Origin of the sequence: Thermaerobacillus caldiproteolyticus (genome assembly GCF_013761245.1) — a bacterium.
GTDB lineage: Bacteria > Bacillota > Bacilli > Bacillales > Anoxybacillaceae > Thermaerobacillus > Thermaerobacillus caldiproteolyticus.
Genome location: NZ_JACDUT010000011.1, coordinates 41,581 through 58,943, shown reverse-complemented (window position 1 = coordinate 58,943; position 17,363 = coordinate 41,581). Strand labels below are relative to the sequence as shown.

The following is a 17,363-nucleotide window of genomic DNA, read 5'->3' as shown; positions in this document are numbered from 1 at the left end:
GTGCTGTCGATATGTCTTATTCTGGAATCCGACATTCAGACGAAAAGCATTACCTTTATCATATCTTTTCTTTTTGTATTATATTCGGCAATTTCCGTTGGCGCACTGGTTGTCGTCATCTTCCGGCGTTAAGCCTTCCAAAAGCGTTGCGCTATTTTCTTCTTCCCACACTTTTTCAAGCGCCTGAAGGAAAATCTCGGTTGGCTGCGCTCCAGAAATCGCATATTTGCGGTTGATGACAAAAAACGGAACTCCGCGGATTCCTAATTGAGCAGCTTCCTCTTCATCTTTTCTCACTTCTTCGGAATATCGGTTGCTTTCAAGAACATGTTTCACTTCTTCACGGTCCAGCCCAATCTCCGAAGCCAGCTCTGCCAATACAGCATGATCGCTAATATGTTTCGAATCGGTAAAATAAGCTTTCAGCAACCGTTCTGCCATCTCCAAAAGCTTTCCATGTTCATCTGCATATTTAGCGAGACGGTGGGCATCAAACGTGTTAGTCGGAAGCATCGATTCAAAACGAAATGTCAAACCAACCGCTTCCGCTTGTCTGGCAATATCTTCATTTGCCTTCTTTGCTTGCTCAATCGTGATCCCATACTTTTTCGCAATGATTTCATGAATCGTCATATCATAACTTTTTTTCGCATTCGTGTCCAGCTCAAAGCTTCGAAAAACTACTTCTACTTGATCTTTTTGCGGAAATTGTTCCAAAGCTTTTTCTAAACGCCGCTTCCCGATATAGCAAAAAGGACAGACAAAATCAGACCAAACTTCAATCTTCATGTTCACACCTCATTTTTTATCTGAAATAGATGAAAAATTCTAAACTAATTAGTTCAAATCTCCTTTCTCTATTCCCACATTGTATCCGATCGTGCTACTAAATCCAAATAAATACACTTAAACGAAATTTATGTCGTGATTCGAAATCTTTTATTCACCCATTTAGAAACAGCTAAGATCATTAAACCTAAAATGAAAAATACAACCCCGCCAGCTTCAATCCGATACCCAAATTCAGGAACCCATCTTTGAACCAAAATGAAGCTTAAAGTGACGATAGAACCTACTAAACTTGCAATGAAAAAATCTTTTACTTTATTAGACGTTTCAAAAGCCGAACGTTTTTGCCAAAACATAATGGCAGCCACCACGAATAAGAGAATGATAGCTTCGATAAGAAAGATGATGACAGCTGTCCCAAGGTAGAAGGCATGATCCAAGTCAGTAAAAAACTCCACAATCATTTCAATTCCACCTTTTACAAGTGCCGCCCAACCGGCTAATTGAAAAATCAAGTAACCGATAAAAAAAGCAGCACTCATTCGTTTTTCTTTCGGCAATTGGCGGATTAACTCATCACAATATTCCTTTGGATCCTCTCCGAATACTTCTTCTGCTGTCTTCCCTTTGTTTTGAGCCTCAAGCAGATGGTCCAACAGCTCCATCAACAGTTCTTCACTTTGCTGTTCAGAAAGGGTCAGATGAGAACGAATATAAATGAGCATTTTGCTATAATATTCTTCATTATGCTGATTTAATTGCTTTCGCTTTTCATTATTGAGCTGAATCAAATCTTTAGCATTCATCTTCATTCCTCCCGCGTAAAATCGTTTCGACAGGCTCTTTAATGCTTTCCCATTCCCTGATGAACTCCTGCAGCGCTTCCTTTCCCTGCTTAGTAAGACGATAATATTTCCGCTTCGGCCCAGCTGGTGAGTCGCGCATTTCCCCTTGAATGAACTTTCCCTTTTGCAATCTTAACAAAATCGGATAAATGGACCCTTCGCTGACATCATCTAATCCAAACTGCTGCAGCTTTAAAGATAGTTCATAACCATAAACATCTTCTTTATCAATAATGGATAAGATACAACCTTCCAGAATCCCTTTTAACAGTTGGCTTCGCAGTGACATATCATCATACTCCTTATATACCTTGTAATACAAGATAGCTATTGAAACAAAAACTATCTTGTATTACAAGATAGGTTCATCCTTATTATATAATGACCGTTTTACAATTTCAAGAAAATTATTCCAATTTATATCAAAACGAATTATTTTCATATTTATTATTCAACCGTTGGTATTGCCTACATATGTTCATGCTGAAAAATCTTTTCATCTCTTTGATTCACGATTCACTAAATGAAAAATCACTCCTCTTCGAAAGATAAGTTTACCGGTTCATCAAGAACATCATAGGCTATTTCGAGATTTGTAGTCGGTACACTTTTATCCACTTCCTCAAACTTAAATTGATCGACCCAAACATGTCCCTTGCCAGAGAGCAGAACGCCAAAAGAGATAAGAGCGCTATTTTCCGGAACATCAAGAACGATGGAGTATAAATTCCAATTCGTATCTTTTACAATTGGCCGGTCGCTCATATTATCGAATTGAAGAACATCATGCAGGACGTTATCAACTCTCATCCATAAGCTGCAAAAGCCGTTCATATTTTTCGTTTTAACAAAAGCGGAGATCTTTACTCGTTTCCCTAAAAATTTGTCTGCTTTGAACTGTTGCATCATCGTAGCGAATTCATCGGCTGTTTGAACCGTTACAGATTTTAAATAGCCTGAGCATTTTCCTTGATGGACGACTTTCGTATCAATCCCCATTTCATAATTGAATGGATGGCTTCCGCTCAAAAACCATCCCTTCATTTTTTGCTGTTGTTTCATCTTCTTTCCTCCATTTTTATCAATAATTGAGTTCATAATTCGGCGGTATTGGCCCGGCGGCATATGATAAACTTTCTTAAAAGCTCTTGTAAAAGATTCTTGCGTTCCAAAGCGAAAATGATAAGCGATATTAATAATCGGTTCATCGGTATAAAGCAGCATACTGGCAGCGCTAGCTAACCTTCTAATTCGCACGTAATCGCCAACTGTCATCCCAGTTTCCTTCCGAAAAATTCTAAGAAAATGATACTTGGAGAAACCTGTGTAAAAAGCCACACTTTCCAATGTCAGAGGCTCATGCAAGTTATCCTCAATATAACTAATGGCTTTCTGTAATATTTGTTGGTAATTCACCGTCCGCACCTCCTTTGCTTATAGAGTACTAAACATGGAAAAGGAAATCTTGACTTTTTTTGCTAAAAATTCATCTCTGCCTTTTCAACAAAACAACCGTTAATTCTCCCCGCTCTCCCAAGGCTTTAAATAAAGGTGATCCTTTTGAGCAGGAAAAAGGATATAACAACAAAAGCAGGGCAAATGCCCTGCTTTTGTTCACATTAATTTTTGTTTTTATCCGCAAAGACTGCCATGGCATCGCGCATAAATTTCGCTAAGCCTTCACCAAATTGATCGATGTTTTTGGTGAAGCGTTCATCATCCACGTACATTTGACCTAATCCTTTGAATGCTTCAAGTGAGTAATTACCAAAGTTATTGTTCAAAAAATCATACCATTCTTTAATTGCTGCTTGCGCCTCTTCTGATTCAGGCGATCCATTACGAAGGGCCGCAAGTTTTTGATAGATCGAATTCATTGCTTTAGCCATAGCTTCTTGTTCATCTTTAGACATGCTCCCGATTTTAGCGTTTGCTTTGTCGACAGCTTCATCTCCCCAACGTTCACGCGCTTCTTGCTCGTATGGATTATGACTAAAGTCAAAACCTTCAAATTTCTCTTTGTTCGTCATTTGAATTTCTCCTTTCATATGCTGAATGGTCTTATCAATCGTAGCAATCACTTTGTCGAGCCGCCTGCGTTTCTCAAGCAACATTTTTCGCTGCAGCACCAACGCCTCATGTCGATCAAACGAAGGACTATTGATAATTTCTTTAATTTTCTTTAAAGGGAAGCCAAGTTCTTTAAAAAATAAGATTTGTTGTAACATCTCAAGATTATCATCGGAGTAAAGGCGATAGCCGGATTCGGTTATCTCATCTGGGGTTAATAACCCGATTTCATCATAATAATGCAGTGTGCGCACACTAATGCCAACTAAATCTGCCACTTCTTTCACTTTCATTGCCATCGTTTTGACCTGGTTACTAACATCTATAAAAATCGATCCACCGCGATGGAACCAGGAAACATCGCTTGCCGCTCAGGAAACACCTGAGTTCCATCAGGAAGGGATTTCCCTTGTCATTCACCTGCTGTGAAAGACAGCCCGTGGATCGCTGTTAGCGACAGCACCTGTCGTGCACCATTCCTTCCATCGGTCAGTACACGACAACGATTTTAGTAACTAGGTCTACACCTCCTTTAGTTGAATTTGATACTGGTTCAGCCAACAACATTTGTGCAATATGTTCCATAATGACCACTCATGTTCCTCTTTGAAGTTCTCTATCTTTTTCAGCATCATACCTAGATATTGTCGTTGTTTCGTTCCGCTGTTCGATTGCTTGTAGGATTCTTCCATTGACCCTAACATGGCAATCAATGGTGTTTCACTTTCTTTTTTATGGTGTCAATGAGTTCTTTTGGCAATCGTTCATTGTAACCTAATCCTCGTCTACCAATCACAAAAGCGGCACTTTCATGGACGGATAAACCGTATTTCTTCATATACTTAAAACGTCCGATGACACTTGTATACGCTGGATTCACCTTTTTGATACGAAAGCCAAGCCGTAACCCCCGGCGAATGATGGTGTCAGTCAGTTTTTTCTTTTTGAAATGGTGAGTGAAGCGGTTAAATTTCTTGTCCGTATCATGTTGCTGTCTCAGTTGAATGTTTTCGATGACCACTGCCCCAACATTCTCTTGAAGCAGCCAGTTATACACATCTCGTACTGTTTCTCCAACGATGTTGTTTCGTTTATTCGCTCTTACGTATTCCAGTTCATGACAGTAAAACACTTTTGATTGGAGAAAGTTTCCTTGTTTCGAAATGATACTTACGGCGATACGGTCAATATTGATGTCAATTCCAGCGATTCGTTCCCCTTGAATCGGTTCATCGTAGGTCAGTTCTCTGCCATATACCTCTTCTTCATAGATGAGATGGACATAATATTCCCCGTTCTTGCGTTTGATTTCGACGGTATATGGTTGATATTGGATCATCGGCTTGCCTTTTGCATTCACTCCGACTTGTTCCCCCATGACGAGATTGATGATTTCATCTTCATATTTTTCAGGAACAGACACAGGTAACCTCAAGCGGGGAGCGTGTTTCCCTTTTGGTTGTCCAAGCGGATTCGCGATTTCCACATAACATTCATACGTGTTATCGTCATACACCAGGCGAATATTTAAATTTCCTTTCTTGCTTTTATCGCCTCTTGCGTACAACTGATTCGTTCGCAAATCTTTCCATTCTTCGTTCGTGATGTTTCCTTTCAAGCGCTTATAAAAGTGTTGTTTTCCGCCAAAAATCACGCTTGGAACCGTTCCTTGGTCGAGATGTCGCTGCAGCTCATCTTCTTTGGATTTCAGTTTTTCTAATCGTCGGTGTAATCCGTCTAAACACGTTTGAAGATCGATGTTCTTCGGTGTTTTTCGTCCGTATTGGTATTCATCTATTTTCTTCACTGTTTTTTCGATTTTCGCCTGCACATCCTCTAGCCGCATGGGAAGTAACTCACGTTGAGAAGTAATCAGTGATTGAGCAAGCAAGACCGCGTCTTCGGCATACCGTTTGTTGAGCGGGAATTGGTGCGGAAGGTGCTTGATGATTTCTTTTGTGTTCCTTCCCTCTAGCAAACGGTTGAATGCATATCGCTTCGCTGAACAAAAAACGCGCATCAACTCATCCAACAAACGAAGTTGTGATTCGTCATTAGAAACGATTTTCATCACCCGAACCATTTTCATCCCCTTGCCGTCCCCCTATGTTTCGATCTTCCAGAACATATATTCGCTAAATCTTCTTCATTTCCTTTTTACATGAGGAATAGGAAGATGATTTTTTAGCATAAGATCGGTGATGATTGAAAAGATGGGGAACAAACATCCATCTCTTCATGTCCAATAACAGGAGATATTTACATTATTTCATACATTTTTATAGATGTTTAATAAGCTACTTATACCTCCCTTCAATATTCACTATAAAGTATCACGTTACGTGAGGGTCAACATAAGTTTTGAAAAATATAGGTAATAAAATAAATGGGAGGGATACAGCTCCCTCCTTTCCATTCCTTTCATTCCCTGTGTACCAAGCGTATTCTCTCGATTTTCCCTTCCCGCTTTTATGCAAATAAAAAAGGACTGAAGGTAGTCAGAATTGCTTCTGATTCCCCTTCAATCCCTAAACGAGTTTTTGTAGGAAATAAATATTTTTCATTGTCTCCGTACTTGACTTATATCTTTTTACTTCTTAACTAGAGAATTGCATCAAGCGCGTATTGTCCAGGTCCAATAAGAGCAACACCAATAGCTACAACCAATAATATTAAGTTATATTCAAATCCATTTTGCGTAATCCAGTACCCATTAGGACCATGAACTTTTACAATAGCAACGAGCATTGTAATGACAATCAAAGCGCTAGCTACTGGAGTAAGGAAACCTGCTGCGAATAGAGCTCCCCCAACAAATTCTCCTAATCCTGCTAAAAGCGCCATCGTTACGCCTGGTTTTATGCCAATCGACTCCAGCCAGCCACCTGTCCCTTTTAATCCATGACCACCAAACCAACCAAATAATTTTTGCGCCCCGTGTCCCATAAATGTTAATCCAATCACTAAGCGAATCATTAATAAACCGATATTCATCATGTTTGTATCCCTCCTAAAGATGTTTTTAAGCTATTTTTATAAATAAGTGACGAATTCAGCAACTGGTTTGCGGTACCCCCTTGGTTTTCTGCTTTGAACTTTTTCTTTTCCTAATGTAATCATCAGCACCGGCTCATACTGGTCAGAGATGTTTAATACTTGCTTTAAATGCTCCGGATCAAATCCAATCATTGGGCAGGTATCCCAACCTTTACTTTTTGCGGCCATCATAAATAACATCGCAGATAAAGAGGCATTCCGAATGGCCTCATCCCGTTGGAAAGCTTCGCCTCTGCTTTCGTAAAATGACACCGTATCTTGTACCATTTGATCGAATTCTTGTTTATTTAGAACTCCGAGCAAAAGAAGACCTTCGTAAATGCGGGCAGCTTCTCGATAGGCTTTTTTATCACCTAAAACCACAATGACAGCTGAAGCCGTAGACACTTTATGTTGTCCATAGGCTGCTTTTTTTACTTCTTCTTTTAACTCAGGATTAAGAACAACTAAATAGTTTGTGTGCTGTAAGTTAAAAGCTGATGGAGCCAGTTTGACTAGCTCAAAAATCTCATCAAGTTCTTTGGTGCTGATCGGATGATTCTCAAGAAAGTTACTTGCAGACCGGCGTTCTTTTACCAATTGTTCAAAATTCTCCATGATTATGCCCCCATTACTTCAAATTAAAATATAATGAATCCGAGATATTATACGAAAGATGACCGTTCATTTGCTTAGTGTTATACTTTTTAAAAGTTTTTTCTATCCATGCGAAAAGGCTTCGACACTCTCCCCGATCCGCTTTTTATGCTTAGGTTAGAAGAAAATTCATTAGGTTTGTACTTACATCAGTGATGCCTCGAATTATACTTTTATGTTTGATGGCTTGATCCTTCTTAATGAAAACAGCAGACTCAGTTTCATCCTTTGTTTCTATAATTATTATGTTTAATAAGCACACATAAGAACCAAACAATTTTTCGTTAGTGCATCCTTACAAAAATATCTCGGATTAAATTATCTTTAATTCGAGATAATAATACCGCAAACTCTAGTATTTTGTCAACATGAAACTCTTATAACGTTGCAGGGCCATTTCATCTCCTGATCTATCTTCATCAAACGATTTTCTCGCTTGCTCTTATGCTTTTTTCCAACATTTAAAACACAATAAAATTCGTTGATTTTTCTATTTGCGTATAGAGTCTTGCTGGCTGAAAAAAGAGCAAAAGGGAAGAAAAACAAACTCTTTTTCCGCTCATTCAACTTTTTCCCGATTTTCCTTCTCGCTTTGATTCCAATAAAAACCTTTATTATGGGCTTCTACACATTGAACCTGTTGCCAAACGAATAATGAATGCATAATAGGGCATAAAAAATCCCCCTTGGCAACCATATACACTAGCCAAAAAATACAATCCCAAGGGGTAAACACTATCATGATTCCAATTTTGTCATTGAACATACAATGTCTAGAAAAATGGATCCTCTTTTACAGGCTTTATTTCAGTATATCACTCGACTTTCTTTACCAAAAGCACTTTATGTGACAGGTCGTCCGCCTATTTCGAAAAAATCGCTGTTGAAATGTTTGCTATTTTCCATTGAGCTCTTGCGTCAGTTGGTCAACATACTCAATGTCGTATTTATGGAGTCAACAAAGCTCCGCACTTTTCTATGGTTTCACGTGTGAGTAAATGATTTCACTGGTTAAAGAATGATGACTTAGAACAGCCACGCGTATCGGTTTCATCGCTATTGATTCCATGTGCAATTATGCATAATTTTGAGCTTTCATTCTAGTTTTGCAACATCATCATTATCTCTTTAATAATCTACTAGATGTTCCTCTGCATCTTCGAAGATGTTCAATAGTATTGATGATAAATCTGATTTGCTTAGGGACATTTTCACTGATAATTAATGCGGCGTTAAACTACCTGAAGAGCCTGCAACACATCCGCTTTCAAGTCATCGATATGCTCGATGCCGACCGAGAATCTCACGAAATTGGACGGAATTCCAGCTGTCCGCATCTGCTCCTCGGTCATCACTCCTTCCCACATTGCGGCTGTATGTACCACAAGGGAATCGATTCCTCCCAGGCTCACCGCGTTAGGAGGCAGTTTCAATGCAGAAACGAACCGCTGAGTTTCTTCATATCCACCTTTAATGGCAAAGGCAATTACTGCTCCGAAACCTCGCATCTGACGTTTTGCCAACTCGTGTTGTGGATGACTAGGAAGACCGGGATAATACACCCGCTCAACCTGTGGCTGCTTTTCCAAAAACTCAGCCAAGGCTAAGGCATTGGCATTGATGCGTTCAATCCGCATCGGAAGCGTGCGCAGACCACGCAATAATAGCCACGCATCCATTGGAGAGAGAACCGAACCAATTGAAATATGCGTGTGCCAAATACGCTCAGCTAATTCCTCGCTGGTGCAGATGACACCAGCTGTCAAATCATGGTGTCCACCCAAATATTTTGTTGCGCTGTGAATAACTACATCAACTCCCAGATCGTGAGGACGCTGATTGATCGGCGATGCGAACGTGTTATCGGCTACGACGATAATTCCATGCGGGCGCGCCAACTCCACCACAGCAGCCAAATCCGTCAACACCAAAGTCGGATTAGCTGGTGTCTCCACCATGATGAGCTTTGTGTTAGGACGTATCGCTTCAGCAAAGGCATTGATGTCCGCCTGTTCGACGATAGTCACTTCAACACCAAATCGCGGTAGCATCTCATCCATGATCTTAGCAGTACTCATATAGTGCCGCGTCTGTGCAATCACATGATCTCCTGCACTGACTAGAGCTAGAATGGTCGTAGCAATTGCACCCATCCCAGAGCCAGTGACCAATGCGGTTTCTGTTCCTTCAAGCTCAGCCATAATTTTCTTTACACGCTCATGCACTGGATTACCATAACGCGTGTAATACCGCGGATGACGAGGGGTTCCCGCCATTTCTGCGAATTCACTGGAATTATGGGCACGAAACGTAGCTGTGTAATAAATCGGCGGAGCCACTGCCCCATCATTGGTTACCCAATCATCAGCATGTACGACCAAGGTTTCGTTTCGGAGTCCTTCAAGGTTCAACTCTTCATGATTATCACGTTTGCTCATCTGCTCTCTCTCCTTTGCTTTTCTAAATACTCAACTACTAGACGATAAACACAGTTAGCTCCGATCTATACCAATCCATCTTCGTGGCAAAGAATTTAGCGTCAACCGAAATATTCCGCTTTTTGCAAGATTTCTACACTTTTTCTCAGAATACGTAATGAAATAATCGATGAAAATATAAAGAAACTCATCTTTGATTTAAATAATGGTAAAAATCTACTCTACCATTATCTCACGGTAACTTTATGGTAGCCATTCTTATAAGTATAAAGCTTCAATCACCCCGATTTACTTGAATGAACTCTCACATCACTCCCAAGAATTCTCTCGACTTATACATATACAAGTACTAGCTAGTATTTTGGTCGGTACGGATTTCTCTTTTAATTGACAGAACTTTTTTTCATTTCGTAACTTAATAGATATTATATAATTTTTTAAAAAAAAGTAAATCGGTAGTTCTATATAAATTCAGTTTGAAATTCCGACATGTTTAACCGACACTGATCCTTGTCTATACTGCTCTACACAAGTAAATCAAGGAGCGGATGAATCATGAAGAAAAAAGGATGACAAATGACGAACAACCACAGTTGGATCACCGCTAGAAACGCAGAATGAAAAATGCGAACATAGGAAAACGGAGTGAAAAGATGCACCTGCACTAGCCGCAATATAAGCTTGAAAAGATGTATAAACCGTTGTCGTTAATGTATCGATCTTTTTCCTTTAATATTTTAGTTGTTTTAATACCTTCATCAGTAACCGGAATTTTAATGATAACTTTTCCAGTAATTTGTTCAATTATATATTCTGCCTCAGCCACTACTTCTTCAGCCTTATCGCCAAGAGCTTGAACAAACAGTTCTTTTTCATTACCTAAAATAGTTCGAATTTCTTTTAACAAATCTAAATAAGTTTGATTTTCTTTGGCTATAATTGAAGCATTAGTAGTAACACCCGAAGTCGGAAAATATTCACATAAACGTGAATTTGTTTTGTATTTGCAGAATCAATATATAATCTCATTCTAACCACCCCTATAAAATACTATGGACTACTTTATGTTTGATACTTCATCATAAAAACTGATTTTGTCTTCTGAAGAACAGCTATTTTGCAATGAAATCAACAAACTTGATTGGGAGCTATAGAGCTTCAATAGTTAATTGACATTCAGGAAGATTATCCGGAAGAAAGAATCAAACAAACAATCAACTGACCAAAAAGTAAATAAAATAAAAAAACATTGACATAATATTTATTCATCTATATACTGTTAGATAAAACTCTGAATATTAAGTTAATTTTCTCTTATCGAGAGTGGTGGAGGGACTAGGCCCAAAGAAGCCCGGCAACCTTCAAGCAAAATTGCTTGACAAGGTGCTAAATCCTACAAGTCATCTGATATGATGACTTGAAAGATGAGAGGTCAGCGTTATAAAGTTGCCCTCTTCATCGGAAGAGGGTTATCTATTTGCTCATTTTTTAAATCTATATGAGATAACAGCGCCTTTAATCCTAGTATTCATATAGAATTTATAAAATTAAATTATAAGGATAGGAGGACAAAATGATAAAAAGAGTAGATTCTTGAATGCATGTAGATGTTTTACAAAAAATTCTTTGATACGCCTATAAAAAATACCAGAAAGGAGAAATCATTTTGAGCATTGTAAGTAAAAAAACTTACCCCTCTTATTTATCTGATGAGTTATCAAGAAAATTTGTACAAAATGAACGCCAAGAATTTCTTTTACATCAAGCATCAGAGCTTGCTGAACGATTTTACGAAAAAGCTGACAATATAGACAAAGAAGGAAGGTTTCCATTTGAAAATTTTCAAAAGCTAAAAGATTGTAATTACCAATCACTTACTGTTCCTAAGCAATATGGTGGAGAAGAAATTTCACTGTATGAATTTCTTCTTATGCAAGAGCGATTAAGTCAGGGAGATGCTTCCACAGCTTTATGCATCGGTTGGCATCTTAGCGTTATTTATGATCTAAGGGAAAGACAAACATGGGATAGCGAAAAATTTAAGTGGCTGTGTCATGAAATTGTACAAAATAAAGTGCTAATTAATCGATTGGCAACAGAGAATGGAACGGGAAGTCCTACAAGAGGCGGAAAACCTGAAACGGTAGCGATCAAAAGAAATGGCAAATGGGTGATTACAGGAAGGAAATCCTTTTCATCTATGGCAATAGCTCTTGATTATTCATTAGTTACAGCCACCATTCAAGAATCGGGGAAAGTCGGATCTTTTTTAGTTGACCATCGCCTTAATGGGGTTAAAGTCGAAGAAAATTGGGATATGATTGGAATGCGAGGCACGCGGAGTGATGATCTTGTACTGGATCCAGTGGAATTACCAGAAGATTCACTGGTGGAATTGGATCAATTGGAATCATCGAAAGGCAATATAGGGAGGGCATGGTTACTTCATGTTCCAGCATGCTTTCTTGGGATTGCGATTGCAGCTAGAAATTATGCCATTTCCTTTGCTTCTGAATATCAACCGAATAGTCTGTCTAGCCCAATCAAAGATGTTCCAGAGGTTCAAAGAAAAATTGGCGAGATGGATTTAGAGCTATTAAAAGCAAGACATACTCTTTATTTTGTCGCACATCGGTGGGATACATACCCAGAAAAACGCATGGAAATGAGCGGAGAATTAGCGGCAGCTAAACATATTGCCGTAAACAGTGCCAATAAAGTCGTTGATTTAGCGATGAGAATCGTAGGAGCTAGAAGTCTACAAAAATCTAACCCACTGCAACGATACTATAGAGATGTTAGAGCTGGAATTCATAATCCGCCAATGGATGATACCGTTATTTCTTTACTCGCAAAACAAGCATTACAAAATTTCAATTAAATCTATTATTTTTAGTAAGACATTTATGTAAAACAAGATTTTCCATTTTGCACTACACATTTAGGGGGAAGAACAATGAAAGCATATAAAATACCATTTTTGTTTATTGCGCTAGTATTTCTTATATTGTCAGGATGCTCAAGCTTGACTCAAAAAGCAAATAGTTCAGTGACTAAGACAATTAAACTTGGAGCAACTGCTGGACCGTATAGTGATCAAATAAAGCAAGCCATAAAGCCTTATCTCGAGAAAAAAGGATATAAAGTGGAAATAGTTGAATTCAACGATTATGTTCAACCTAATATCTCTTTAGACCAAGGTGCAATAGACGCAAATGTATTTCAAAATGAAATTTATATGAAGAACTTTGCAAAAACCCGACATATGGAGCTTTATGAAGTTATTAAAATCCCAACCGCGCCTATCGGAGTATACTCCAAAAAACATAAATCATTAGACGAGATCAAGGATGGAACGACAATAGCTTTATCTAATGAGCCGATAAATCAGGCACGAGCTCTTGCTATGCTTGAACAACTTGGATTGATTCAACTAAAAAAAGGAATTGATCCGACAAAAGTATCAGAAAAGGATATTCAAAAATATAATAAAAAAATTGTTCTAAAACCTTTAGAACCAGCACAGCTTCCACGAGCTCTTGGGGATGTTGATTACTCTTTTATCAATGGGAATTTTGCTATCTCATCTGGATTAAAATTGAAAGATGCAGTCGCATTAGAAAAGACGCCTTCTTACTATTTAAATGGGGTTACAGTACGAAAAAAGGATAAAAACGCTAAGTTTGTAAAAGATATCATTGCAGCTTATAAATCAAAGGAATTTAAAAAATTAATTAAAGAGGATGAAGAATACAAAGGTTATGTATGGCCTGATTGGTTTAAATAAATGCAAAAACAGTTCTTTATTCCATAATTTTTAACAAAATGGGAGGAAGAGAGTGTGGCAAAACAAATTATTTTAAATGCGTTTGAAATGGCAAGTGCTATGCATAATTCACACGGATTATGGAAACATCCTGAAAGCAAGAGACAAAGAGGATATAAGGATATCGATTATTGGATTAAGATGGCAAAACTTTTGGAACGTGGTAAGTTTGATGCGGTCTTTTTTGCGGATGTACTAGGAGTATATGATACATATCGTCAAAGTAAAGCTCCTTCTATACGTGACGGCCTTCAGTTTCCAGTGAATGATGCGGCGTTCGTTATTCCTATTATGGCAAGTGTTACGAAACATTTGTCCTTTGCTTTAACAGTTAGTACTACTTACGAACATCCCTTTAGTACCGCAAGACGTTTTTCTACTCTTGACCATTTGACGAAAGGAAGAATTGCTTGGAATGTTGTCACTTCTTATTTACCAAATGCCGCGAAAAATTTTGGTCTTCAAGAAATGATCAAGCATGACCAACGTTACGATATTGCAGACGAATTCCTAGAAGTTACATATAAACTTTGGGAAGGCAGCTGGGAAGAGAATGCATTCATTGAAGATAAACAGAGTGGTACATTAATTGATCCAGACAAAGTACATGAAATAAATCATTCAGGAAAGTTTTTTTCCGTCGAAGGCCCGCATCTTTGTGAACCATCTCCACAACGTACACCGGTAATCTATCAAGCAGGTACTTCAGAAAGAGGCAGAGAATTCGCAGCTAAGCATGCTGAGTGTGTTTTTGTTGGTGGCCCTACACCAGAAAGAATTAAATACTATACAAATGACATAAAAAGACGTGCTGAAAAGTATGGCCGTAACCCAGATAATATCAAAGTATTTGCTTTTTTAACGGTTATTGTTGGAAAGACAACGGAAGAAGCAGAACAAAAATTTACAGAATTAAATCATTTGTGGAGTCCAGATGCTTCAAAAGCTCAATTTGGTGGAGCAAGTGGCTACGATCTAGCAGAATACGAAAAAAAGGATTTAAATGATCCTTTTGAATTTAAAAATACAGAGCACGGTCATTATAAGGCGGCTTCTCTTACGAAAGATGCATCTAAAAAACTTTCGATAGGTGAGGCACTTAAAAAACTTGAACAATTAGATCGGGAGTCTATCATTGTAGGAAATCCAGAAGAAGTAGCAGATGCCATTCAATATCGATTTGAAGCTTCAGGTGTGGATGGATTTAATCTTAATCATCTTGTTACACCTTCTAGCCTAGAGGATTTTATTGAATTGGTTGTTCCTATACTTCAAAAAAGAGGCTTATATAAGACTGAATACAAACAAGGAACGTTAAGAGAAAAGCTATTTAATCATGGCAGCAGATTATTACCAGAAGATCATCCAGGTAGTGCTTATCGTATGAAATCATTTGTTTTGTAGTGTTTGTAAAAAGGGCAATATCAAAGATGATATAATACCTCTAAAGTAGACACAAAAATAAAGATAACCCTAATGGTTATGTTAGAATCACATTATGTCTACTTCGGAGGTATGTTTTATGGAACTAAAATTATATCATCATAGTTTTACTATTCCTTTGAGCTAAAAATTCAAGCGATTTAACTATAATTACTCTGAATATTCACGTACTGAAATGGCAGGAATGTTGAAAAGAGGATGATCAATGAATGGATGATTATGACTTTTTACGATTTACGTCTTGATAAGATAATACAACTAAAGCTACAAATATTAAATTTTATCAATGTAATAGCAACTTTCTCAAAATATTGCTATTATTTATTATTATTTATTTTTTATATCGGATACAAAAAGATAAATTTTAACAGTCAACAAACAAATTACTATCATAAATAACTGAATTTATTTATTTATTCATCAATCGGTTGCTTTCGTTTAATAAATAAGTTCCAAGATTGGAAGCTTTGCCTTCTTATCGCAACTAGCGTCAATTGATCAAATTAGTGGGCATGATGCTCAGGGAAAAAACTCCGGCCAGCACAAAGGACAAAAACGGAGCCCCAAAACGAGGACGAAAACGGCTGTGCGCCCTGCTGTTCCGGGCGATAATGCCCCTGATCTGACACAATGAAGCGTTTCGTACGTTGCATGAGTACTATACGACCTAGGCGGTGAATCCGCTGCGCAAAGAAGCAGTCGATCGTGGTGTTATGCGGCAAACTGTTGAAAGTGTTGTTTACGATTGGTACGAAGCAACAGGTGTTTGATGGGAAACGAATGATGCAAGACGTCCAAGATCAGATAGCTTATCGCCTGCCTCCTAGCGTAAAACAAACTAGAAACATAATGGGCGGGATGGCACCAGTAACGAAAAAAGAGGCCACACTTTCAACACCTATTCCGAAGATCTGAATGGGAAGTTCATTTCTCTCTTATAACTAGTCATATAATCTACATTAACCGACTTGGCTTCCCCAAGCCGTCCGAAGAGAGCAAGACCCTTTACGCGCCTATAATGGGGTGAGGCAAAGGAAGGAGCGTACTTGGGAAGGAGGTAAAAAAATAAAACGCATTTTTTGGACTGTTGCATTAAAAAGTGCAACGGCCTAAAAATGCGCCAAGGTAAACCTTTTTCAATCCTTCACGGTATATAACTATTGGTTTATAAATCAATATAGGAAGTCCATTAAGTTTTCATATTCTCTTAGTTTGGATAGCGTCCGATTTTCGATTATGTCATATACTTTTTGACGACTTGGATCCCCAACGACACATTGATATTTTCCTCTTTCTGTTGTCCCTTTAAATTCATCAATCGCTAAAATTGTTGGAAGGGATTGATTCGTATAAGAATAGTGCTGATCAATAATCGAATGACAGTAGAATGCCCTAATCCGGTTTCGTAAGCGACTTGTTTAAAATGCATGCCTCTTACCTTGATTAGTAAGTTTTGAAGTAATCTTTTGGTTATACGTTGATAATTATCAAGAAAGCTATAGGATTCATAAAGAGCGAATTTTTCGAATGACTGAAACATCGGACTTGATCATCTCGGATCAACACGGCGGGCTGGTACAGGCCATGGAGAAGCATTTCCAAGGAACGACATGGCAAGCGATGCCAAACGCACTTTATTCGCAATATCCTCGATGCCGCACCAAAGTATATGGAGGATGCCTTGCTTGAGGAGATCCACGAAGTTCTTCATGCACCCAATAAGCAAACGACCCGACTGTTATTGAAACAAAGTGCTGGCCAAATGGATAGATGGGCGCCAAAAGCCTTGCAAATCCTCGAAGACGCCACACTATATTGGGCGATCCGGACCGTTATCGGCGTCACTTGCGCACGACCAATGGGGTGGAACGGCTGAACAAAGACATTGGCCGTAGAGAACGGACAATCCGCATCTTTCCAAATTGGGAATCGGTGTATCGCCTCGTTGGTGCTGTGTTGATCGAAATCGACGAAAAATGGATGTCAGGACATAAATACTTGGATATGTCCGAATATTGGCAGTGGCAAAAAACGAAAGAGCAAGGAACCCGGTCGATAAATCAAGAAGCTTCGGCGATGAAAAGAGTAGGATAACCTCTTCGCTATGTTAAGGAGGACATGTAATGCCGGAGCGAAGCGAGGATCTGCCGGGAAAGCCCCTTGGATCATTTTCCGGGAAGACGACCAGTAGGGAGACTTGCCGGATTTACCTACCATGCGCCAAGTCATCAGGTCCATGTTTTCTATCAAAGAGGAATT

12 protein-coding genes, 3 pseudogenes and 1 riboswitch are annotated in these 17,363 nt (G+C 38.6%); of the genes and pseudogenes, 5 read left to right on the top strand and 10 right to left on the bottom strand.

The genetic code is table 11. The features are described from left to right. Positions 1–78: 78 nt before the first annotated feature. The 10 genes and pseudogenes from HNR31_RS15105 to HNR31_RS15060 form a co-directional block, all read right to left on the bottom strand. Positions 79–789 (bottom strand): DsbA family oxidoreductase, encoded by a 711-nt coding sequence (locus HNR31_RS15105; RefSeq protein WP_181557034.1) that lies wholly within the window; start codon positions 787–789, stop codon positions 79–81. Between the two features lie 128 nt (positions 790–917). Beyond that, positions 918–1,595 (bottom strand): DUF1129 family protein, encoded by a 678-nt coding sequence (locus tag HNR31_RS15100; RefSeq protein ID WP_181557033.1) that lies wholly within the window; start codon positions 1,593–1,595, stop codon positions 918–920. After that, the gene (locus tag HNR31_RS15095) at positions 1,585–1,923 is read right to left on the bottom strand and encodes a PadR family transcriptional regulator (RefSeq protein WP_181557032.1); all 339 of its coding nucleotides are present in this window, start codon (positions 1,921–1,923) and stop codon (positions 1,585–1,587) included. The genes HNR31_RS15100 and HNR31_RS15095 overlap by 11 nt, the downstream gene beginning before the upstream one ends. Before the next feature lie 242 nt (positions 1,924–2,165). Then, on the bottom strand, positions 2,166–3,050 hold the full coding sequence (locus tag HNR31_RS15090; protein WP_181557031.1) for a helix-turn-helix domain-containing protein: 885 nt from the start codon (positions 3,048–3,050) through the stop codon (positions 2,166–2,168). 203 nt (positions 3,051–3,253) lie between these two features. Further along, positions 3,254–4,003, bottom strand: coding sequence for a MerR family transcriptional regulator (locus HNR31_RS15085; protein ID WP_181557030.1), 750 nt, complete (start codon positions 4,001–4,003; stop codon positions 3,254–3,256). Between the two features lie 222 nt (positions 4,004–4,225). After that, positions 4,226–5,793 (bottom strand): annotated as a pseudogene (locus HNR31_RS15080) (IS200/IS605 family accessory protein TnpB-related protein). A gap of 512 nt (positions 5,794–6,305) precedes the next feature. Beyond that, positions 6,306–6,701: a DoxX family protein gene (locus HNR31_RS15075; protein WP_181557029.1), complete on the bottom strand. Its 396-nt coding sequence runs from the start codon at positions 6,699–6,701 to the stop codon at positions 6,306–6,308. Between the two features lie 36 nt (positions 6,702–6,737). Then, positions 6,738–7,358 carry a nitroreductase family protein gene (locus HNR31_RS15070; protein WP_181557028.1) on the bottom strand — a complete coding sequence of 207 codons (621 nt, stop codon included), beginning with the start codon at positions 7,356–7,358 and terminating at the stop codon, positions 6,738–6,740. 1,271 nt (positions 7,359–8,629) lie between these two features. Then, positions 8,630–9,835 carry a trans-sulfuration enzyme family protein gene (locus tag HNR31_RS15065; protein WP_181557027.1) on the bottom strand — a complete coding sequence of 402 codons (1,206 nt, stop codon included), beginning with the start codon at positions 9,833–9,835 and terminating at the stop codon, positions 8,630–8,632. Between the two features lie 664 nt (positions 9,836–10,499). Further along, the gene (locus HNR31_RS15060) at positions 10,500–10,772 is read right to left on the bottom strand and encodes a transaldolase family protein (RefSeq protein ID WP_267240217.1); all 273 of its coding nucleotides are present in this window, start codon (positions 10,770–10,772) and stop codon (positions 10,500–10,502) included. A gap of 374 nt (positions 10,773–11,146) precedes the next feature. Beyond that, a riboswitch (SAM riboswitch) is annotated at positions 11,147–11,266 on the top strand. A gap of 235 nt (positions 11,267–11,501) precedes the next feature. Between HNR31_RS15060 and HNR31_RS15055 the strand changes: the two genes are divergently transcribed. The 5 genes and pseudogenes from HNR31_RS15055 to HNR31_RS19470 form a co-directional block, all read left to right on the top strand. Beyond that, positions 11,502–12,716, top strand: coding sequence for an acyl-CoA dehydrogenase family protein (locus HNR31_RS15055; protein WP_181557026.1), 1,215 nt, complete (start codon positions 11,502–11,504; stop codon positions 12,714–12,716). Between the two features lie 75 nt (positions 12,717–12,791). Continuing rightward, on the top strand, positions 12,792–13,622 hold the full coding sequence (locus HNR31_RS15050; RefSeq protein WP_181557025.1) for a MetQ/NlpA family ABC transporter substrate-binding protein: 831 nt from the start codon (positions 12,792–12,794) through the stop codon (positions 13,620–13,622). A 54-nt stretch (positions 13,623–13,676) separates the two neighbouring features. After that, positions 13,677–15,065 carry an LLM class flavin-dependent oxidoreductase gene (locus tag HNR31_RS15045; protein WP_181557024.1) on the top strand — a complete coding sequence of 463 codons (1,389 nt, stop codon included), beginning with the start codon at positions 13,677–13,679 and terminating at the stop codon, positions 15,063–15,065. A gap of 527 nt (positions 15,066–15,592) precedes the next feature. Continuing rightward, positions 15,593–15,899: pseudogene (locus HNR31_RS19475) on the top strand (transposase); the annotation flags it as partial. Between the two features lie 747 nt (positions 15,900–16,646). Then, positions 16,647–17,198, top strand: a pseudogene (locus HNR31_RS19470) (transposase); the annotation flags it as partial. Between the last annotated feature and the right edge of the window lie 165 nt (positions 17,199–17,363).